The organism is Clostridium sp. DL1XJH146 (assembly GCF_054819755.1).
In genome coordinates this window covers 12344-33637 of record NZ_JBTVVN010000004.1, presented here as the reverse complement: position 1 = coordinate 33637, position 21294 = coordinate 12344, and the positions used below count along the sequence as shown (strand labels likewise).

Sequence of the window (21294 nt, the reverse complement as noted above, 5' to 3'; positions counted from 1 at the left end):
AGTATGAAAACTATATAAAGGACACAGGGGAGCTGGATATTGGCCAGCTGAGAGTAAGAACCTATTCTTTGATCCTCGACCTGATCTGGATAATGCCAGCGGAGGTAGTTGTAACAGTGCGTAAGTTAAATGGTTTGCCTTACTGAACAATACGGTCAAATAATTTAGCTTATTTTAACGCTTAAAACTATATGGTAAATATGTAATTAATTTACATATTTATTATTATGTAAAGTGCCACTTAAAACACAAATCGCTGAGATTTGTGTTTTTTTTATTTTCCACAAATAAAAATAAAAGGAGTTTTACAATGAAAACAAAAAAATTAACATTAACAGCTTTATTAATTGCCATAGGTGTTTATACTGGAAGTTTAATTTGGATTCCAATAGGTGTATCAAAATGTTTTCCGGTGCAACATTTGATTAATGTAATTGCAGCGGTTACTTTAGGACCTGGTTACGCAGTAGCAGCAGCTTTTTCTATCTCATTTTTGAGGAATATACTGGGCGTTGGGTCACTGCTTGCTTTTCCAGGGAGTATGATTGGGGCATTTTTAGGGGCAATGTTGTACAGAAAATTTAAGACTAATATTTCAGCTGTGATAGGGGAGATAATTGGTACAGGCATTATAGGAGGAATAGTAGCGTACCCAGTAGCAAAGTTATTGATGGGTAAAGATGTAGCAGCTCTGTTTTTTGTAGTACCATTTTTAATAAGTACCGTTGGTGGAAGTATAATTGCTTATGTTTTGCTTAAAATCCTTGAAAGAACTAAAGTGCTAAGTAGTATTGGGAAATAGTTAATGATTTGATTAATAGTGTGAAGTGTGAAGAGTGGAGTGTGAAATGATGGAAGATTTTCTTTCTAGCGTGCAGAAAATCTTTAATTAAATATTGGATTTTGCGTAGCAAAATCATCATTAACTTCAAACTCCACATTTCACACTTCACATTAATTTAAACTAAGTATTTTATATAAAAACAACACTTATTTATAGTAATAAAATTTAAGAATATAGTTTTAGTGAAAAAAGAAAGGGTGATTTAATTGAAAAAAGTATTAACAATAGCTGGGTCTGATTCTTCGGGTGGAGCTGGAGTACAAGCAGATTTGAAGACAATGTCGGCACATGGAGTTTTTGCTATGAGTGTAATTACAGCAGTTACTGCTCAAAATACTCAAGGCGTTTTTGGAGTTGAAGATTTATCAAAAGAGATTATTAAAGGTCAAATTGATGCAATATTTACAGATATAAAGGTAGATGCAGTAAAAATTGGTATGGTATCAGCAATAGATACTATTGAGGCAATTGAAGAGAAATTACTTGAATATAAACCAGAAATTGTTGTGTTAGATCCTGTTATGATTTCTAAAAGTGGTTTTTCTCTTTTAAAACCAGAGTCTAAGGATGCTCTTATAAAAAGGCTTCTACCACTAGCATATGTTATTACACCAAATACTCCAGAAGCTGAAGAAATTATTTCAGAAAAATTAGGAGAAAAATTTGAAATTAATACGGTAGAGGATATGGAAAAAGCTGCAGTAGAGATATTTGAGTTAGGGCCTAAAAATATACTTATAAAAGGGGGACATATAGAAGGAGATGCTATAGATGTACTTTATGATGGAAAGAAATTTACTCACTTTACATCAAAACGAATTCCAACTAAAAATACTCATGGTACAGGATGTACTTTGTCTTCAAGTATAGCTTCAAATTTAGCTTTAGGATATCCAATTGAGGAAGCTATAAGTAAATCTAAAGAGTATATTTTAGTAGCAATTAAACATTCATTAGATATTGGGAAAGGTGTGGGACCTACTAATCATTTTTATGAGCTTTATAAAAAGGCGGGAATGATTTAATTTAATGCACAATGCACAATGCACAATCAAAAGATAAAAGATGATTAGCAATTTGCAATTTGCAATTTGCAATTTACAATTAAAAGATAAAAGATAAAAGATAAAAGGAAGTTCATAGTCCGTGGTCACAGTGCACAGTTGTGGATTATTTTCTTCATTATTTAGAGATTTTTTAATTGAATTATAAATTTTGCGTAGCAAAATAATCCATAATTGCAAATTGAATATTGCAAATTGCACATTGTTTTTAAAGGTAAAAGTAATTACATAAACAATACTTAAAATATTAACATTATTCTAAAATACAGCAAATAAAAAAAGGGGTAATTAAAGGATGAATGAGTTAAAAGAAAACAAGTTATCGTTTTATAATTTTATATTTTTATGGTTTGGAGCGGCAGTTTCTATTGCAGAGATATTGACAGGAGGGTTTATAGCGCCTTTAGGATTTAAATTAGGCTTTGTAGCTATAGTACTTGGACATTTAATAGGAACAGTTATTTTAGTGCTTGCAGGGCTTATAGGAAGCAGAGAAAAGGTTCCGGCAATTACATCTACAAGAATGTCTTTTGGTCTCTATGGAACATATATTTTCTCGATTTTAAATGTTCTTCAATTGATAGGATGGACCGCTGTAATGATTAAATCAGGTGCATCATCAATTAATGGCATTAGTAATATGCTTTGGAAATTTGATAATCAAGCAATATGGTCTTTAGTTATTGGTGGGCTTATTATTTTGTGGATAGTGTTTGGTAAAAATGGTCTTAAAAAAATAACTACAGTCTCTGTAACTTTGTTATTTATACTTACTATTGTTCTAGGATTTATTATTTTTAAAGATGGTAGTGTTTTTAATTCTGCTAGTACTGGTGAAATGAGTTTTGGTGCAGCTTTAGAGTTGAGTGTAGTAATGCCTATTTCATGGATACCTCTAATTGCAGATTATACAAGATTTGCAAAGAGTGATAAGGGTGGAGCTTATGGTAGTTTTATAGGGTACTTTGTTGGTAGCTGTTGGATGTATGTTATTGGACTTGGAGCTGCAATAGTTTCAGGTAATCCAGACCCTTCAGCGATAATGTTAGCTGTTAATTTGGGAGTTATTGGTCTTGGAATAGTTTTATTATCAACTGTAACAACAACATTCTTAGATGCCTATTCAGCAGGAGTAACTTTCCTCAATATTATGCCTAAACTTGATGAAAAAAAGATAAGTGTTATTATGACAGTTATCGGGATTGGGGCAGCTCTATTAGTGCCGATGGAAAATTATGAAAGTTTTCTATATGCAATAGGTTCAGTATTTGCACCGCTGTTTGCAATAGTAATAGCTGATTACTTTATAATTGGTAAAAATAGAAAAGTTGAAGAGAAGTTAATTATTAATTTTGGTTCTACATTAATATGGGTTTTAGGTGTAATTCTTTATAATGTAATGATGGGAATTGATTTGCCATTAGGATCAACTGTACCAGTAATGTTAATAACAGGTATAGTATACACTATTAGTTGGAAGGGGATATCAAATTGGAAACTAATAAGGAAATAGGATTAGTTATTGAAAAAGTAAGAAAAAATAAGCCGTTAATACATCAGATTACAAATTATATTACAGCTAATGATTGTGCAAATATTACATTAGCTTTAGGGGCATCGCCTGCTATGGCTGATAGTATTGAAGAAGTATCGGAAATGGTGAGTATTGCTTCAGCTTTGGTAATTAATATGGGTACTTTGAGTAGTACTACTTTAGAAGCAATGATAGAGGCAGGAAAAGCAGCAAATAAGATAGGCGTACCAGTAGTGCTTGACCCAGTTGGTGTAGGAGCTACAAGTTTAAGGACAAAGAGTGCTGCTAAATTATTAGAAGAAGTTAAGTTTGCTGTGATTAGAGGTAACCTTTCAGAGATTAAAGTTTTGGCTGGATATGAAGCTTTAACAAAGGGGGTTGATTCTAATGAAGAGTTTGATAGTATTGAAGAAGAAGTTTTAGAAACTATAAAAGTTGGAACTTATTTAGCAGCTAGCATAAACACTGTAATTGCAATTACAGGTGAACAAGATTTAATAACAGATGGAAATACAAGTTTTTTAGTTAAGAATGGGGCTGCTATTATGGCCAGTGTAACAGGGACAGGTTGCATGTGTACTGCATTAATAGGAAGTTGTTGTGGTGGAGTATATAGTGAATTTAAAAATTCAGACGAAGAACAAACTCCTAAGTATTTAATGGCTGCCTTAACAGCAGTGAGTACTATGAGTATATCCGGAGAACTTGCAGCAAAGAGGTTAGATGAAAAACAAGGGACTGGAACTCTAAGAATGTTTATAATAGATAATGTTTTTAATATGAATAAAGAAACTATTTCTACAGTGGGGAAGATTGAAACAATTTTCAATTAGCAATGCTTTTTAGAAGATAATTTGCAATTTGCAATTAAGGATGATTTTGCGTAGCAAAATCTTTGAATTAATTTGATTATTTGAAGATTATGAATTAGAGGAGAAAATTAGCATTATTGTATAGTAGAATTTAATATTGTTGAGATTTAAATGTTTTAATTGTAAATTGAACATTGTAAACTATATTTTTAAAAAAAAGGAGGAAGTATTATGGAAAAAGAAATTAATTATTCTCTCTATCTTGTTACAGATAGAGGGATGGTATCAGATGATAAATTTTTAAGTACAATAGAAGAAGCTATTTTAGGTGGTGTTTCTCTTGTTCAAATAAGAGAAAAGCAAGCAAATTCAAGAGAGTTTTATGAAATAGGGTATCAAATTAAAGAAATAACTGATAAGTATAATGTACCTCTTATAGTAAATGATAGAGTTGATATTGCAATAGCACTTGATGCGACTGGGGTGCATGTAGGACAAAGTGATCTTCCTGCAAAAGAAGTTAGAAAAATAATTGGGGAAGATAAAATTGTGGGTGTTTCTGTTGCTAATATAGAGGAAGCTTTAAAAGCTAAAGATGATGGGGCTGATTACTTAGGTGTAGGAGCTATGTATCCTACTGGGACAAAACAAGACACTAGAGATGTGACACTTAAGGAACTTAAAGAAATAAAAGAAATCGTTGGATTACCTATAGTTGCAATTGGAGGCATAAACTTAGGAAATACCATAGAGGTAATGGAAACGGGAATAGATGGAATTGCTGTAGTATCGGCAATTATGAAAAATGAAAATCCTAAAAAAGTAGCAGAAGAATTTATTAATATTATTTAATTTCTAGTATATTTTTTAAAATATTATTGACATCAATAAGCTATGTTTTGTACATAATTCCAAGCTAAACAATGATTGTTAAAATCATTATTTAGCTTGGAATTTTTAATTTCTAAAAAAGTATCTCCACATTAGTGGAGATAAAAAAATATTGAAAGATAAGGGAAAGAAAATTCGAATAAGTTTCATGAAATATGAGTGCATATAAGTTAATGTGATATACTAATAAATTTCTTATATGTATAATTTTATCATATTGAAGTTGGATTCTAAATATTGAAATAGCATATTAAAGATGAGCATATCTTACTAATGAAGAAGTAATTTAAGTAGAAGAGAAAAAATAGTAAAATACTAAATATTAAAAATATTTTAACAATTAATAGATTAGTTGAATTGTTAAAAACATAAGAGTATAATTTATACAAACACTTGTTCGATTAGAGAGGGGCTTAATGAAAAAAGTAAATAAGATAGTTGAAATGGTTGTGTGGTTTGAAAAAGATGGGACACCTCACCCAAAAAGATTTAGAATAAAAGATGAGGAAGAAGTAGAAAGGGTTATATATATTGAAAAGGTTATTTGGAGAAGAGAAGAAATAGTAAATAGAAGAAGATACTTATATTTTAGATGTAATAGTATATTTAATGGGGTAAAAAAAATTTATGATATCAAGTTCGATTGCAAAGAATGTAAATGGTATTTATACAGAATGTAATATTTTAAAAATAATGCTAAAATCGAATTTTTACATGATTTTAAAGATAATTATAAGTAATAACATTGAAATTCTGATATTATATAAAGTATAAGATAAAATGGAGGGGACTATGAGAAAAAAAGTAAGATTGGCAAGTTATTCATTTCATCGATTAGCAAAAAATACTTTAGGAAGATATTTAAAAAAAAGATATAGAGTATCTATTAATGATGAAGAGGTTAAAGAATTGAAACCTCCTTATTTGATTTTACCTAACCATGTGAATAATTGGGACCCTTTTATGGTAAGTGTCTTTATGGACAACCCAATTCACTGGGTAGCATCAGATGAACAGTTTAGAAATCCTATAAAGGCAAGCTTACTGCGAAATTTGGCAGGAGCTATACCTAAAACGAAAAATAAATCAGATATGGATACAGTTAGAACTATACTTAAAATAAAGAAGATGAATGGGGTAGTAGGTATTTTTCCAGAAGGCGCTAGAAGTTGGCAGGGGAAAACACGTCCTCTTGTTTATTCAACAGCAAAATTAGCTAAATCCTTAAAGATACCTGTTGTTACTGTACTTATAAAGGGTGGGTATATGAGTAAACCTAGATGGGCATTGAAAACCAGAATTGGGAAAATGCAAATTGATTATAAAATAGCTTTAATGCCTGAAGAAATTAAGAGGTTATCAGTTGAAGAAATACACGAAAATTTGACTGAAAGCTTGGAATATGATGAGTATCAAGATAAATGTTTAGATATGATACCGTTTAAAGGGAAAAGGTTAGCTGAATATATTGAGAAATATTTATTTGTTTGCCCCAAATGCGATGCAGTAGCTTCTTTAGAATCTATGGATGATATTGCTTATTGCAGAGAATGTGATTACAGTGTTAGGTATAATGAATATGGTTATTTTGAAAAATTGAAAGATCAAATATATTTCAAGCATCCGGGTAAATGGGATCAGTGGCAGCTTTTACGAGTAAGAGAGATGTTAAAAGCAGTTGAGGGCAAAAAAAACAAAGGCAATTTAGTTGAAGATGATAAAGTAAAATTATTTACAGGTCAAAGAATGAAGGCACTAGTAAAAAAAGATGTTGGCAATATTATATTGAATAATGATGGTATATTTTTTGAAGGTTATTCTAGTGAGATTATTAAATTTGATGCAGAAAAAATAGTAGGAATTAATGTTGTATTAAATAGAGAATTTGAGTTTTATTATGAGGATGTTCTCTATAGATTTAAGTTTAACAGTCCAAGAGTATCACCTTATAAATGGGTGGAATTTATTAAGGCAATGAAGGAACATTAAGAATACACAATGCACAATGCACAATGCACAATGCACAATGCACAATCAAAACATAAAAGATAAAAGATAAAAGATAAAAGATAAAAGATAAAAGATAAAAGATAAAAGATAAAAGATAAATTATAAATTATAAAAGATAACTATTATAGAAATGCATTATAAAAGAAGAAAGACAAGGAGGATTTATATGGAGAGTACTTGGAATTCGATGTTAGATTTTATTTTTTTGACAGTTTGTTTAGCTTCTGCAGCACTTTTGAAAGATAATCTTAAAATTTTCAAAAAATTAGTTATTCCTACGTCAATAATAGCTGGGTTTATTGGATTATTTTTTGGACCAGAATTTTTGAAAGTAATACCATTTAATGTAGATGTATTAGGTAATATGGTATATCATCTTATGGCAATTGGATTTATTGCTTTAGCATTAAAAGAAAGAAAGGGAGGAAATAATCCCTATAGTGGTAAAACAGGTTTTTATATTGTGTCTATGTATCTAGTTCAAGGGATAGTAGGATTTGGGGTAACATTAATTCTTGCGGCTACTGTGATGAAAAAATTATTTCCGGCTTTTGGATTGCTTTTACCATTAGGATATGGACAAGGACCTGGGCAAGCATACTCAATAGGTACACAATGGGAAGCATTAGGCTTTGAATCAGGATCACAGATTGGGTTATCAGTAGCAACAGCAGGATTTTTATGGGCATGTTTAGGCGGAATTATATTACTTAATTTTTTAATAAAGAAAAGAAATATGAAACATGAACATTTAGAAACAGATGAAGCAAAACCTAGGATTACCGAAGATTCTGAAGCAGGTGAAATTCCTTTAAGTAGTGGACTTGATAAGATAACTGCTCAATTATTTTTAATAGGTATAGTTTATTTAGTTACTTTCTTGACTATCAAGGGCTTGGAAATTGTATTGACGCCAATGGGTCTATTTGGACAAACTTTAGCGCAGTTATTTTGGGGCTTTCATTTTTTAATAGGAACAGTATACGCAATTTTATTAAGAGTTATATACGATAAAGCTAGGGAATCTAAGGTCTTAAAAAGTAATTATCCAAATAATTATTTGCTGCAAAGGATATCAGGAGCATGTTTTGATTTGATGATAACAGCATCTATAGCTGCTTTGTCTATAAGTGCTATAAAAAAGGTATGGCTTCCTTTATTGATAATAACTACAGTAGGTGGACTTGTAACTATTATGTGGACTACATTTGTTTGCAGAAGAGTATTTAAAGAACATACACTAGAATATATACTCGCTTTTTACGGAATGCTTACTGGTACAATTTCTACAGCATTAGCATTACTTCGAGAAGTAGATAGCGAGTTTGAAACAGGAGTCGCAGAAAATCTTGTGTTTGGTAGTGCTATAGCTTTACCTTTTGGACTGCCATTAATGGCTATATTGAACATACCGACAGTAGGGTATGTTAATAATCAGCCGATAATGTACATTTATACAATTGGGGCTTTTGTACTTTACTTGATATTTATTTGTTTCCTATTATTTAAGAAAAATAAAGAACATGAAGGATAAAATAATGGCGTATTTGGTGACTAGCACTAAATACGCCATTGAAACTTATTAGAGGTTGTATATTTCTTTATATTTATTGTTTAAATATTCGATGAAGTACTTAGCATTAAGTTCTTCACCAGTTATCATTTTAATTAAGTGAGCTGGTTTGTAAATTGACCCATGTTTATGAACATTTTCTTTAAGCCAGTTGTGGATATCTGATAGATTACCATTTTCAATTTGTGTATAAAAATCAGGCATATCTTTTTTCATCTTATTTAGCATTTGTGCTCCATATAGATTACCAAGAGCATAACTAGGGAAATAACCGAAGCTTCCATCAGCCCAGTGCATATCTTGAAGAACTCCTTCGCTGTCAGTAGGTGGTTCTACACCAAGGTACTCTTTATATTTTTGATTCCACATTTTAGGCAAATCTTCCACTGTTAATTCATCGTTTATAAGCATTTTTTCAAGCTCGTATCTTATAATAACGTGAAGAGAATAAGTAAGTTCGTCAGCTTCAACTCTTATAAGAGAAGGCTCTACATGATTAATACCTTTATAGAATGTTTCGAGATCAACATTTTTAAATTCAGGGAATGTTTTTTGAGCTTCAGGATAAAAGAACTTCCAGAAATCTTTTGATCTACCCACTATATTTTCATAAAATCTTGATTGAGATTCGTGAATTCCCATAGAAACACCTTGGCCAAGAAGAGTTCCCTTAAGATTATCAGGTATATCTTGCTCGTATAAAGCATGGCCGCCTTCATGGACACAACTAAAAAAAGATGGTCTAAAATCATTTTCGTAATAATGAGTAGTTATACGAACGTCTTTATTACAGAACTCCGTTGTAAATGGGTGCGTGGATTCATCTATTCTACCCATATTTTCATAATCATACTCCATATGGTTTAAAACATATTTTGAAAATTCTTCTTGTTTGTCTTTAGGGAAATTTCCATTGAAAAATGATACATCAGGTTTAGATTCAGAAAGTTTGATTTTATTTAGAAGTTCAACAATACCATCTCTTAATTCAGAGAAAACTTGGTCTAGTTTTTTAACTGTAATGCCTGGTTCATACATATCAAGCAAGGTATCATATTTATTTTCTTCATAGCCTAGATAATCAACAAATTTCTTTTTATAATGGATCATCTTCTGAAGATGAGGAGCATAAATACTATAATCATTACTTTCTTTGGCATCTTCCCAAGCAGCCATTGAAGTAGAAGCATCTATAGCATATTGAGTATATAATTCTTCTGGGATTTTTTTAGTTTCATTATATTCCTTTTCGCATTTATCTACCATTGCTTTTGTAACATCATCTAGATTATCTTCTTTTATAAAATACTCAATATAGCTAAGCATTTCATCTGATGTAGTCAATTTATATAGTTCTCCTGATAAATAACCTAAAACTTCGCCTCTATAAGCTTTACCTAGTTTAGGGGTATTGACCATCTCATCCCAAGAGAGTACTGCAATAGAGCTATTTAAATACTCTATTTTCTTGATATATTCTTTGAAATTTTCTAACATAAAAAACACTCCTTTTTGAAAATATTAAATTCATTGTGAATATTAACACGTGTAAATATAATTATACATTACTAATCTTTATTTACAAATAATGATTAAGAAAATAATACTATTTATTGAATTTTTAGTTTAAATATTTATTAATATGTGCAAATTTAGACGACTAAAAGTAATATATAATTGACATTAATTAACATATATGATAATATCATTATAAAGAGAGGACGGATGAGAAATGTCAAAAAACTTAAAAATAAAAATTGCAAGAGTGACATTAGATATGACGCAAAAGGATTTGGCAGAAGCCGTTGGAGTTACGAGACAAACAATGAATGCAATAGAAAAGGGTAACTACAATCCTAGTATTAAATTATGTATTGGTATTTGTAAGGTATTGGGTAAGACTTTAGATGAATTATTTTGGGAGGAGTAAATTATGAAAAAGAATTGTAAGTTAGACGAGCGTCAATTGTGGATAAGAGGAGAAGTTTACAAACATGCGTTGATGGTCATGGGAGGACTACTTATATTAGATGCTATCTTAAAAGATTTTGGTATGATTTGGGCAGATAGTATGAGTTCTAGCATGATTATTTTAATGGTTTCTATTATGGTAGGCTCTGTTGAGATGATTTGTCGAGATGTATATATGGTGCCAGGAAATAGACAGAAATATCTTATTGCTTTAATGGGAATATGTTCATCTATTGTAGTAGTTCAAGCAGTAATTGAACTAGCAATTGGGAAATATAAATTTGTGGTAGAGGGACAACTTACTAATGATGCTTCAAAGGCTATAATGGTTGCTTGTGTGTTTATTATTTTTATTGTTTTTCTAGTGAAAAATCATCAAAATAAAAAGATGGAAGTGGAATACGATAATTAGATAACAACAAGAAAACCTTATATTTCTTTTAATAATATGATAATATACAATTCAAAATGTGCAATGTGCAATGTGCAATGTGCAATGTGCAATGTGCAATGTGCAATTGTGGATGATTTTCGTTTGATGCCCATAATTGCTAACTGCTAATTGCACATTGCTAATTAATCTTTAATATTAGTATGCTGCATCTCTTGATACTAGTGAAAGAGTAATATTCAAGTTGCTATTTCTAGTTCTTAATTCATCAATAAATACTTTTGTACTTACGGTATCTAGTAATTCTATTTCATAATATAGTTGATATAAACTTCCGAGGGATGTTGTTTTAACTTGTTTTAAAGAGTGGTGAGTTACATATTCTTCAAATACATCTTCAAAAGCTTTTTCGTAATCTAAATCTTCAGGTACTGTAATACGAAGTGCTTTAGTTGCTGTTTTTTTTGCTCCAAAGTTAGCTTTGCTTAAAACTAACATTCCAGTACATAAAACAATTGCAAATATCAAAGCATAAACATAAACACCCATACCAGCTGCGAGTCCAGCAGCCATTGAAAATAATACAAAGGCAATATCTTTAGGTTGACCAGGTTCACTCCTAAATCGGATGATGGAGAAAGCTCCTGCTAAACTGAAAGCTTTTGCAACATCACTACCAATTAACATGATTAAGATAGCAATAACTGCGGGAAGTAGGATTACTGTTAGAGCAAAGTTCTGTGAATAATCCCCATTTGGATAAGTTTTCATATAGGTTAAGCTGATAATTATACCAACTAAAAAAGCAACTAATATTGTTAAAACTACAGTTGTTAAAGAAATTGTGGTACTAGTTGAGGTGGTAAGTATGGATTCAAACATGGTTTATAAGCCCCTTTCAAGTTAGTATTAGTTAATTGTTTTAAATATTCTCTACCGTATTTTGAAAAACTAGTTGGAAATATTTCATATTCGGATAAAATTTCTGTAAGCCATAGAGGGTAAGCCCCTAATACCTTTATTTCCATAAGCCATTGACCTTCTTCTAATAATTGTTCACCATAATCCCCAAGTTCTAAAGCTAAATCATAACGCCTTGTTCGGATATTAGTGTCAAAGGTAATTCTTAGATCATCATCAAATAAGGCTTTTCTATCATAAGCAATATATACTGATGGCTTAAGTTCGTAGCGTGTAAGGAAAAAATCTATTTCTTTCATTACTTGGTGGTTATGATATGGTTTTTCTTCTGGCATTGAACCAGTAGAGACAAATTCATAAGCGTCTTCAATAGTCATACTTGTTCTTCGTTTATTAACTACACCATTATATTTTTTCTTAATTTCAAGGTAGGCTTTAGTTTCTATATTAGGAATCCCGTAAGACCTTAATCTTAATTTTTCTTTGTAAACTGGTTTGGCTAATGATTTCTTTATAAGTTCATTAGAATCAGTATCATAGTAAAGATTACATATAGTATAAAATCCATTATCTTTATTGTAAGCATCCAGTTCCATTCGTTCATTAAGTTTTTCTGTTAAAATTTTATATTTCTCTTCATTTATTAAGAATTTTTTTTCATATCGGTTAAAAACTTCTTTTCCCATAGTTATTCTCCTTTCATTTGATGTTGCATTTCTTATCTATGAGTTCATTATAAATTGCCTACCTTAAATCAACCTTAAAGAATTAACATAGAATTAACTTTATGAAATAAAGTTAATTCTATTTATTTAAGATAGATTTAAGTTTTCTATTATAAAGTTAAAATAGGAGTAGTATTATTGGGAATATATTAATGTAAGGTTTATAATTGCTATGATATAATTTGGTTAATATAAACTTTACTTGAAAAGGGGATATGTTATGAAAATACTTATTGTAGAAGATGAAGTTCGTCTAGCAGAAGCAGTTTCGCATATATTAAAGAAACAAAATTATTCTGTTGATATGGTACATGATGGCGAAGAAGGTCTTGATTTTGGATTAACTGGAATTTATGATTTGATTATATTGGATATTATGCTACCTAAAATGGACGGTTTGTCAGTATTAAAGGAGCTTAGAGAAGAAAATATTCTAACACCGCTGCTATTACTTACAGCAAAAGGTGAGATTCAAGATAAAGTTATTGGTTTAGATAGTGGAGCGGATGACTATCTTCCTAAACCTTTTGCAACAGAAGAACTTTTAGCTCGAATACGTGCATTATCAAGGCGTAAAGGCGAAGTGGTATTAACAGATGAACTTAAATTTGGAGATATTACTTTAAATCATGATGAGTTAAAACTTACTAATGAAGATAGGGAAGTTAAATTAACATTGAAGGAAGCAGATCTGTTAGAATATTTGATACTTAGAAATGGAGCAATAGCTTCTAAAGAACTTATTATTGAAAAGTTATGGGGATTTGATTCAGAAGCGGAACATAATAATGTTGAAGTTTATATTTCATTTTTGAGAAAGAAGCTAGCCTATTTACATTTTAATACCACAATAATAACAACACGTGGTGTTGGTTATGCATTAGGGGTGAAAGAATAATGTTCAAGAAATTAAGATTTCGGCTTCTTTTTATGAATTTAAGTATTATCATCATTTTAATGCTTACTTCTTTTTCTAGTATTTATATAATTACTTACAACAATATTCATAATACTATTAATGAAGATTTAAATAGGATTTCAGATGTTAAGAAAGAATTTAATATAGGACAAGAAGTAAATCCTTTATACAGTGCTAAAGATAATATTAATATGACATCTGATTTAGATGAAAAAGATAGAGAGTTACCAGAAAAATTAGTTTCTTTTGTTATTGAAACAGATATGGAGGGTAATATTTTAAAAGTAGTATCCTCTTTTGAGGCAGAGGATAGTTTTTATGAAGAGGCGTTAACGCTAGTTCAGGAAAATAGTTATATAGGTAATAATTTTACTTTAGATAGCAATGAATGGGCCTATAAAATTAAAGAAACTGGATTTGGTAATCTTTATTTTTATTTAGATATTACATCGCAACAAAATGTTTTGGATAAGTTAGTAATTACTTTTATTATTGTATCTATTATAATGATATTTTTTATATTTTTAATTAGTAACTTTCTAACCAATCGTTCTATTAAACCAATTAAAGAAGCTTTTGAAAAACAAAAACAATTTATTTCAGATGCATCACATGAATTAAAAACACCCTTAGCAGTTATTAGAACTAATGTTGATGTTTTGATATCAAATCAACCGTCTAAAGATACTCTGGATTCAAAATGGCTTTCTTATATAAAATCAGAAGTTGATAGAATGGGTAATTTAACTAAAGATCTTTTATATTTGACACAAATGGAATCAGGTGAAGAAAGAGAGCTGTTAAAATATTCTTTCAATTTAAGTGAAAAGATAGAGCAACAGCTCTTAGGAATGGAAGCTTTAGCTTTTGAAAAAAACATAGAAATGGACTATGAAATTGCGCAGAATATAAATATAGTAGGGAATACAGAACAACTCATTCAAGTTGTTATGATTTTATTAGACAATGCTTTTAAATATACACCTGAGAAAGGTAAGATAAATCTATCTTTAGTTAGAACTAATCATCATGTAGTTTTTTCTGTTACTAATACTGGAGGAGGAATAGACCCTAAGGAGGTTAATAGAATATTTGAAAGATTTTATCGTGTAGATAAAGCTAGGTCAAGAGTTAATGGAAGTCATGGACTAGGTCTTTCGATAGCTAAAGCTATAGTAGAGCAGCATAATGGTAAGATTTATTGTGAAAGCATATTGAATGAAAAGACTACTTTTACAGTAAAACTAAAGATATAAATTGTAAAATACTAAATCGACAATTATGAACAAACTAAAATAGACAGCGAAATGCTGTCTATTCCTACGTAAAGAAATAATATTACAAGGTGTAATAAATGGATAATTTAGTATTAATAGTGTATAATTTAGAGATATAATTAGGGCTATTTTAGTTTGAATTTATTAATAAATTAGTTAAATAAAGGTGGAAAAACAAGCAAAAACTCATGGAAGAATTTATGGAACAGCTATCATATGATCTAGGAATAGACGGAGATTCCTAGATTAGATAACAAATACTTAGGAGGAAATTATAATTATGTATGTATTTTCAATTGTACTAATAATTGCATCAAATGTCTTGTATAATATCAGTCAAAAGTCAACACCAGAGAAAGCAAATCCTTTTGTAGCACTTTTTATTACCTATACAATAGCAGCTATAGTAACTATAATTGCATATCAATTTAACAAAGGGGAAAAAGGATTTATTCAATCAGCTTTAGATTTAAATTGGACAAGCATAGCGTTAGGATTTTCTATAGTTGGACTTGAACTTGGGTATATATTAGCATATAGAGCAGGTTGGAATATTAGTGTAGGATCTTTAGTAGCTAATATAATTCTTGCTATTGTTCTTATACCAATAGGAGTAATCTTTTTTAAGGAAGGATTTGAGATTAATAAAATAATAGGTACAATGATTTGTATTGTGGGATTGATAGTTATAAATAAGTAAAATGAAAATTGCTTTAGAATAGTTAAAAGAATAGTATATTAGTTATTATGTTAGGAGGAGTAATATGTTTATATTTTCTTTAATTATCACAATGGTTATAGTATTACCTATGATAGGATTTGGACTTTTATTTATGAAGAAACCACCTAAGGAGATTAATTCTATATTTGGATATAGAACTAGAATGTCATCAAAAAATAAAGATACCTGGGATTTTGCACATAGATATGCTGGACGAGTATGGTTTATTAGCGGAATTGTTACTGCCGTTATATCTACTGTATTGATATTTATTTTAAAAGATTCAGTTATATTAGAGAAAATAGTACTTCCGCTGTATTATCTACAATTAGTTGTATTGCTTTTAGTGATTCCTTTAACGGAGATACAGTTGAGAAAGGTTTTTGATAAAAATGGGAATTATAAAGAAACGGAGGCGAATAATGGTGGAAATTAATAAATATTTAATGCCTTTAGGAATGGTGGGAGTTATTTTTTATTTTTCTCATACGATATTAGGTAGGATTTTATGGTCAGAATATAGTCCCATAACAATGGATATTAGTTCTCTTACAGCAGATGGGGCACCTAATGCATCACTACTAAAAATATTTACTGCTATTTATGGAGTTTGCATGGTATTGATGGTAGCGGCTTTGATTGCTAAAGCTTTTGAAAAGTATCACAATTTATTAAAAATCGGATTCATAATAATGATGATAATGCAATTAACATCAATGTTTGGTTATAGTCTTTTCCCATTAACCGGAGATAAAACTGAGATGAATTTTCAAAATATGATGCATATTATTGTAACTATTATAGTAGTATTTACTACAATTATATCTTCATTTTTGATTTCCATAGGATACTTAAAACAGGAAAAAACAAAGAGGTTAGGGAGAGTAACTTTAGTATTTGCAATATTTATTACCAGCTTTGGGATGCTTAATCCTATTTCAATGAATTTACAATTGAATATACTAGGTTTAACAGAAAGATTAGTTATTTACACAATACAAGTTCTTATGTTTACATTATCTTATTATTATACTTTTATCGAGGATAAAAGAATATAAATAAAGGAGGCAATAATTATGATAATTGCGTGGATTATAATTGTTATTATTGTAATAATGAGTATTTTTCTTATTAATGGAAAAGGTAGTTGGATGATTTCAGGTTACAATATGATGAGCAAAAGAGAAAAAGAAAAATATGATAAAAAGAAACTTTGTCGTGCTACGGGAATATATTTATTGATTGTGGCAGCTTTGATAGGTATGTTAATGCTTGTTACTAATTATGGTATTGAGCATAATAATGAAAAGATTATTTCATATGCAGCATTGGTTTTTGGCGTTATTTTGATTGTACTAACTATTGCATTAATTATAATCATGAATACTTTTAAGAAAAAGTAATTTTATGAAAATTTAAAGAGGTGAAATTATGAAAACTGTTGTTGTTTATAAATCAAAAACAGGGTTTACAAAAAAGTATGCTGAATGGATTGCAGAGGAGTTATCTGCTGATATTTTTAGTGTTTCAGATGTAAATGTGAATAGTATTACAGCTTATGATACTGTGATTTATGGTGGTAGTTTATATGCTGTTGGTATAGTTGGAGTTAAATTTATAGTCAAAAACTTTGATAAACTTAAAGACAAGAATATTGTAGTATTTGCAACAGGTGCTTCGCCTTATAGAGAAGAGATAGTAAATGAAGTGAAAAACAAGAATTTTACTTTAGAACAGCAAAAATATATAGAGTTCTTTTATCTTCGAGGTGGTTTTAATTACAATAAATTAGGACTTTTTGATAAAATACTTATGAATTTATTAAAAAGGAAACTTAAGAAGAAAAAAGAGTTAACTCCTGATGAAAAAGGTATGCTTGCAAGCTATGATCATCCAGTAGATTTTACAAAAAGGAAAAATATAGATGAACTAATTACTTATGTAGATAAAAAATGATTGGAAGGTACTAATATGATAAAAGTAAATTTTTACGACCTAAATACAATAGAAGATAGTAAACTGCTATTTGCAGTTATTATGGCAAAATATCAAGGAAAATGGGTATTTGCTAGACATAAAGAGAGAAGTACTTGGGAAATTCCAGGTGGGCATAGAGAGGAAAATGAAGATATTAATGTAACAGCTTCGAGAGAATTAGTTGAAGAGACTGGAGCAAAGGATTTTAAGATTACCCCTGTTTGTATTTATTCTGTTGAAACGGAAGAAGAGGAATCATTTGGAGGATTATTCTATGCTGAGGTGCAGTCGCTTGAAGAACTTCCAGATTATGAAATAGAAGAAATAAAGCTATTTGAAAGAATACCAGAAAAATTAACATATCCGTATATTCAACCATACTTGTTTAAAAAAATTGAACTACTAAAAAATTAGTACGGAAAGGATATAAAAATGAAGAAAACAGGCAATACAAAGCTAGAAAGTTCAGTAGTTGTAAAGCAAATACTTATAACTCAAATATTAAGTATTATCTTTGCGATTGTGGGGGAAATCCATATAAGGTTGATAATAGCTCATGATTTTTTATTTACTAATATTATGTTACTAAATTTAGTTATTATTTCATTAACAATACTTTATACAATTGCAATAAGATTTTCTTTGAAAGGAAGTTGGAAAAATGTTTTATTAATTTCAATTCCTTATGTAGTATATGGATTCGTTGTTTTATGGTATGGAAGTGAAATTTTTCCTGTTGAAACTGATTCAAATGATTATGGGGTAGGAATTATGGGGATATTGGTGAGTATGTATCAATGGATAAGTGTAATTGTAGCCAGTGTAATTGGGACATGCTTAAGTAAAATAAGATTAAAGAAAGAAATATAGTATAAATTAAAAAAAGAATATAAATTTTAGTGAAAAATATGTTTTTAGAAAATAATATAAGTTATCATTAGAATTTAAAAAGGGGATAAGTATATGGATACTGAAAAGAAACAACGGGAATTTCAGAAAAGGGTAGTATATAAAAAAATAGGATTTTCAACATGGTTTTTTGCTATAATTCCTATGATTTTTATCGAAGGGGCTTTTAAATATGCTATAACCATAATTATATGCGCTATAGCTATATATTTTGAGCGTCAGTATAAATGCCCTTATTGTAACAAAGTATTTGATCCTAGATTAAAATCAAGTGAATTAACCTATTGCCCAAAATGCAACGAAAAACTCCAATAAAAAGGACAACTTATATTTGATATGACTCTCCTCATAGTAAACAGCTTTTATTATTTAAATTGTTTACTATAAGAAGGAAATATCATACTTTGAAGTTGTCGCTTAATAGTTTTATTTTTTGAACTTTTAATTTGAACTTTTAAGTTAAAGATTTTCTGACCAAAGGGAAGAAAATCCCCCTCAATTGTGCATTGTGCATTGTAAATTGTGCATTGGTTTTAAAGCATCACATTCTCTGGTTTTCCATTTTCAAAAGCTTTTATATTATTAAATACCATATCAGCTCTTCTAAATATTGACTCACCAGTTGCAAAAGCTACATGTGGAGCAACTAATGTATTTTTTGAGTTTAGTAGTGGATGGTCATTAGGAATTGATGGCTCCATTTCGAATACATCTATCCCAGCTCCAGCTATTTTATCATTATTTAAAGCTTCAGCAAGTGCAGTACTGTCTACAACAGCTCCTCTAGCTACATTTATCAAAATTGATGATGGTTTCATTAGAGCTATATTTTCTTTGTTTATAAGTAATTTAGTTTGAGGAGTAAGTGGTGTATGTAGAGAAACGATATCACTTTCACTCATTAATTCTTCTAGAGATACATATTTCATACCTAATTCTTTTGCTTCCTCTTTTTGAGTTCTGCTATATCCAAGTAAATTACAACCGAATACTTTTGCAATCTCGGCAACTCTTATTCCGATTGCACCTGTACCAACTATTCCAACAGTCTTACCATATAATTCATTTCCAACTAATCCAGCTCTAGTTTTTCCTTCTCTTGTAGCTTTATCACAAGGAGTAATGTTTCTTAAAACAGATAGCATAAGGCCGTAAGTAAGTTCAGCTACTGAATGTGTACAATATCCTGCTGCATTACTTATAGTAACGCCTTTTTCCTTGCAAGCTTCAATGTCCACGTGGTCAATTCCAACAAAAGCAACAGAAATAAGTTTTAAGTTTTCGCTAGCTCTTATAACATCACCATCTAATGGAGAGTTGGCAATTATAAATACATCTGCTCCTTTAGCAAGGGCTATTTTTTCTTCTTTAGTTTCAATCTTTTCGTAGCATGGTACAAATTCATAACCTTTGTCGACAAATGGTTTTGCAAGAGATTCTACAGCTTCTTTGCTAATTCCTAGAGGTTCAAGCATAACAATTTTCATAGTATACACTCCTTTTATTTTTAAATCTTAATAATCTTTTTCACTTTATTATTACTACAAATAAAGAATATCATTGTTATGAAAACATTGTCAACCTTAGATTTTTTTCTGTTTATTGATTGATATATAGTATTGTGCTAAACTTATTTTATTGTTATTTACAAATTATAATAGGATAATAATTTATTACAAAATAAAGGGGAGTTAAGATGATTAAATTATCTTTATTTGATAAAACAAAAATTAATAATATGGAACTTAAAAATAGATTTGTAAGGTCTGCTACTTGGATGAAGATGGCGGATGATAAAGGGCATTTAACAGAAAAATTATTTAATATATATGAAGATTTAGCTAAAGGTGGAGTAGGGTTAATAATTACAGGATATGCTTATATAATGGAAGAAGAAAAACCCAATGAAGGAATGCTTGGAATCTATGAGGATAGCTTTATAGAGGAATACAGAAAACTTACTGAAATGGTACATAGTTATGATAGTAAGATAATGCTTCAAATTGTTTATGGAGGGTCTTCAACAAGATATAAGACTGAAGAAAGAGTAATATGGGGTATGTCTTCTGTAGAAAACAAAAATACAGGAGTTATACCTAAAGAAATTAGTAAAGAAGAAATAAATGAATTAGTAAAATCTTTTGGAAATGCAGCAGAAAGAGCAAAATTAGCGGGTTTTGATGCAGTAGAAATTCATGGTGCTCACGGATATCTTTTATCACAAACATTAAGTCCCTATTATAATAGAAGAAAAGATGAATATGGGGGCAGTATAGAAAATAGAGGAAGAATGATATTAGAAGTTTATGATGAAGTAAGAAATAGAGTAGGAAAAGAGTATCCTGTGACAATAAAACTTAATTGTTCAGATTTTGATGAAGATGGAGCTACTTTTGATGATTGCAAATACATAAGTGGAAAGCTACAAGAAAAAGAGATAGATGCTATTGAAGTTAGTGGAGGAGTATGGAAAGATAAAAGTAAAGAAGAAGCTATTTTCAAAGATTACGCAGCAGAGCTAGCCCAAAACCTTAATATCCCAATTATATTAGTAGCATTAAATAGAAGTCTAGAGAATATGGATTCCATATTAAATAGTACAAAAATACAGTACTTTTCAATGTGTAGACCATTTATAAGAGAGCCTAATTTAATAAATAGATGGCAGTCAGGAGACAAAAGTAAAGCTAAATGTATATCCTGTGGTAAATGCTATTCTGAGAATGGCGTAAGATGTATTTTTCAATAATGTGAA

25 protein-coding genes are annotated in these 21294 nt (G+C 29.8%); 21 read left to right on the top strand and 4 right to left on the bottom strand.

Annotated features, from left to right (window positions below):
- Positions 1 to 310 precede the first annotated feature (310 nt).
- The 8 genes from thiW (at position 311) to ACVHXK_RS03275 (ending at position 8689) form a co-directional block, all read left to right on the top strand.
- A complete protein-coding gene (gene thiW, locus ACVHXK_RS03310; protein ID WP_461204936.1) occupies positions 311 to 802 on the top strand; it encodes an energy coupling factor transporter S component ThiW in 492 nt (163 codons plus the stop codon).
- Between the two features lie 248 nt (positions 803 to 1050).
- Positions 1051 to 1869: a bifunctional hydroxymethylpyrimidine kinase/phosphomethylpyrimidine kinase gene (gene thiD / locus ACVHXK_RS03305; RefSeq protein WP_461204935.1), complete on the top strand. Its 819-nt coding sequence runs from the start codon at positions 1051 to 1053 to the stop codon at positions 1867 to 1869.
- A gap of 334 nt (positions 1870 to 2203) precedes the next feature.
- Positions 2204 to 3421, top strand: coding sequence for a putative hydroxymethylpyrimidine transporter CytX (cytX, locus tag ACVHXK_RS03300; protein WP_461204934.1), 1218 nt, complete (start codon positions 2204 to 2206; stop codon positions 3419 to 3421).
- Complete coding sequence (gene thiM, locus ACVHXK_RS03295; protein ID WP_461204933.1) at positions 3400 to 4275, top strand: hydroxyethylthiazole kinase; 876 nt, start codon at positions 3400 to 3402, stop codon at positions 4273 to 4275. Before cytX ends, thiM begins: the two co-directional genes overlap by 22 nt.
- A 210-nt stretch (positions 4276 to 4485) precedes the next feature.
- Positions 4486 to 5106, top strand: a complete 621-nt coding sequence (gene thiE, locus ACVHXK_RS03290; protein ID WP_461204932.1) for a thiamine phosphate synthase — start codon at positions 4486 to 4488, stop codon at positions 5104 to 5106.
- Between the two features lie 455 nt (positions 5107 to 5561).
- Positions 5562 to 5825 (top strand): hypothetical protein, encoded by a 264-nt coding sequence (locus ACVHXK_RS03285; RefSeq protein ID WP_461204931.1) that lies wholly within the window; start codon positions 5562 to 5564, stop codon positions 5823 to 5825.
- A 112-nt stretch (positions 5826 to 5937) separates the two neighbouring features.
- On the top strand, positions 5938 to 7134 hold the full coding sequence (locus tag ACVHXK_RS03280; RefSeq protein WP_461204930.1) for a lysophospholipid acyltransferase family protein: 1197 nt from the start codon (positions 5938 to 5940) through the stop codon (positions 7132 to 7134).
- Between the two features lie 187 nt (positions 7135 to 7321).
- A complete protein-coding gene (locus ACVHXK_RS03275) occupies positions 7322 to 8689 on the top strand; it encodes a sodium/glutamate symporter (RefSeq protein ID WP_461204929.1) in 1368 nt (455 codons plus the stop codon).
- Between the two features lie 48 nt (positions 8690 to 8737).
- Here the strand turns inward: ACVHXK_RS03275 and ACVHXK_RS03270 are convergent, their stop codons facing one another.
- On the bottom strand, positions 8738 to 10225 hold the full coding sequence (locus ACVHXK_RS03270; protein ID WP_461204928.1) for a carboxypeptidase M32: 1488 nt from the start codon (positions 10223 to 10225) through the stop codon (positions 8738 to 8740).
- A 235-nt stretch (positions 10226 to 10460) separates the two neighbouring features.
- On the opposite strand from ACVHXK_RS03270, the gene ACVHXK_RS03265 reads away from it, so the two are divergent.
- Positions 10461 to 10658 (top strand): helix-turn-helix transcriptional regulator, encoded by a 198-nt coding sequence (locus ACVHXK_RS03265; RefSeq protein WP_461204927.1) that lies wholly within the window; start codon positions 10461 to 10463, stop codon positions 10656 to 10658.
- Positions 10659 to 10661: 3 nt separating this feature from the next.
- Positions 10662 to 11111, top strand: coding sequence for a hypothetical protein (locus ACVHXK_RS03260; RefSeq protein ID WP_461204926.1), 450 nt, complete (start codon positions 10662 to 10664; stop codon positions 11109 to 11111).
- Positions 11112 to 11288: 177 nt separating this feature from the next.
- Here ACVHXK_RS03260 and ACVHXK_RS03255 read toward each other — a convergent pair whose 3' ends face one another.
- The gene (locus ACVHXK_RS03255; RefSeq protein WP_461204925.1) at positions 11289 to 11972 is read right to left on the bottom strand and encodes a DUF4956 domain-containing protein; all 684 of its coding nucleotides are present in this window, start codon (positions 11970 to 11972) and stop codon (positions 11289 to 11291) included.
- On the bottom strand, positions 11924 to 12697 hold the full coding sequence (locus tag ACVHXK_RS03250) for a VTC domain-containing protein (RefSeq protein WP_461204924.1): 774 nt from the start codon (positions 12695 to 12697) through the stop codon (positions 11924 to 11926). Before ACVHXK_RS03250 ends, ACVHXK_RS03255 begins: the two co-directional genes overlap by 49 nt.
- Positions 12698 to 12956: 259 nt before the next feature.
- On the opposite strand from ACVHXK_RS03250, the gene ACVHXK_RS03245 reads away from it, so the two are divergent.
- From ACVHXK_RS03245 to ACVHXK_RS03200, 10 genes are all read left to right on the top strand, one after another.
- The gene (locus ACVHXK_RS03245) at positions 12957 to 13634 is read left to right on the top strand and encodes a response regulator transcription factor (RefSeq protein ID WP_461204923.1); all 678 of its coding nucleotides are present in this window, start codon (positions 12957 to 12959) and stop codon (positions 13632 to 13634) included.
- Complete coding sequence (locus ACVHXK_RS03240) at positions 13634 to 14911, top strand: sensor histidine kinase (RefSeq protein ID WP_461204922.1); 1278 nt, start codon at positions 13634 to 13636, stop codon at positions 14909 to 14911. Before ACVHXK_RS03245 ends, ACVHXK_RS03240 begins: the two co-directional genes overlap by 1 nt.
- Positions 14912 to 15206: 295 nt before the next feature.
- Entirely contained in the window at positions 15207 to 15632 is a 426-nt protein-coding gene (locus tag ACVHXK_RS03235) for an EamA family transporter (protein ID WP_461205023.1), read from the top strand.
- Positions 15633 to 15696: 64 nt separating this feature from the next.
- On the top strand, positions 15697 to 16089 hold the full coding sequence (locus tag ACVHXK_RS03230; RefSeq protein ID WP_461204921.1) for an SdpI family protein: 393 nt from the start codon (positions 15697 to 15699) through the stop codon (positions 16087 to 16089).
- The gene (locus ACVHXK_RS03225) at positions 16076 to 16711 is read left to right on the top strand and encodes a DUF998 domain-containing protein (protein WP_461204920.1); all 636 of its coding nucleotides are present in this window, start codon (positions 16076 to 16078) and stop codon (positions 16709 to 16711) included. The genes ACVHXK_RS03230 and ACVHXK_RS03225 overlap by 14 nt, the downstream gene beginning before the upstream one ends.
- An 18-nt stretch (positions 16712 to 16729) precedes the next feature.
- Complete coding sequence (locus ACVHXK_RS03220; RefSeq protein ID WP_461204919.1) at positions 16730 to 17056, top strand: DUF3784 domain-containing protein; 327 nt, start codon at positions 16730 to 16732, stop codon at positions 17054 to 17056.
- Between the two features lie 28 nt (positions 17057 to 17084).
- Positions 17085 to 17609, top strand: a complete 525-nt coding sequence (locus tag ACVHXK_RS03215) for a flavodoxin domain-containing protein (RefSeq protein ID WP_461204918.1) — start codon at positions 17085 to 17087, stop codon at positions 17607 to 17609.
- Between the two features lie 15 nt (positions 17610 to 17624).
- Entirely contained in the window at positions 17625 to 18044 is a 420-nt protein-coding gene (locus tag ACVHXK_RS03210; RefSeq protein ID WP_461204917.1) for an NUDIX hydrolase, read from the top strand.
- Between the two features lie 18 nt (positions 18045 to 18062).
- A complete protein-coding gene (locus ACVHXK_RS03205; protein ID WP_461204916.1) occupies positions 18063 to 18500 on the top strand; it encodes a hypothetical protein in 438 nt (145 codons plus the stop codon).
- Between the two features lie 93 nt (positions 18501 to 18593).
- Positions 18594 to 18854, top strand: a complete 261-nt coding sequence (locus ACVHXK_RS03200; RefSeq protein WP_461204915.1) for a hypothetical protein — start codon at positions 18594 to 18596, stop codon at positions 18852 to 18854.
- A gap of 218 nt (positions 18855 to 19072) precedes the next feature.
- Here ACVHXK_RS03200 and ACVHXK_RS03195 read toward each other — a convergent pair whose 3' ends face one another.
- Positions 19073 to 20026, bottom strand: a complete 954-nt coding sequence (locus ACVHXK_RS03195) for a 2-hydroxyacid dehydrogenase (RefSeq protein ID WP_461204914.1) — start codon at positions 20024 to 20026, stop codon at positions 19073 to 19075.
- A gap of 209 nt (positions 20027 to 20235) precedes the next feature.
- Here ACVHXK_RS03195 and ACVHXK_RS03190 point away from each other — a divergent pair, with 209 nt between their 5' ends.
- Positions 20236 to 21288 (top strand): NADH:flavin oxidoreductase, encoded by a 1053-nt coding sequence (locus tag ACVHXK_RS03190; RefSeq protein ID WP_461204913.1) that lies wholly within the window; start codon positions 20236 to 20238, stop codon positions 21286 to 21288.
- Positions 21289 to 21294 lie beyond the last annotated feature (6 nt).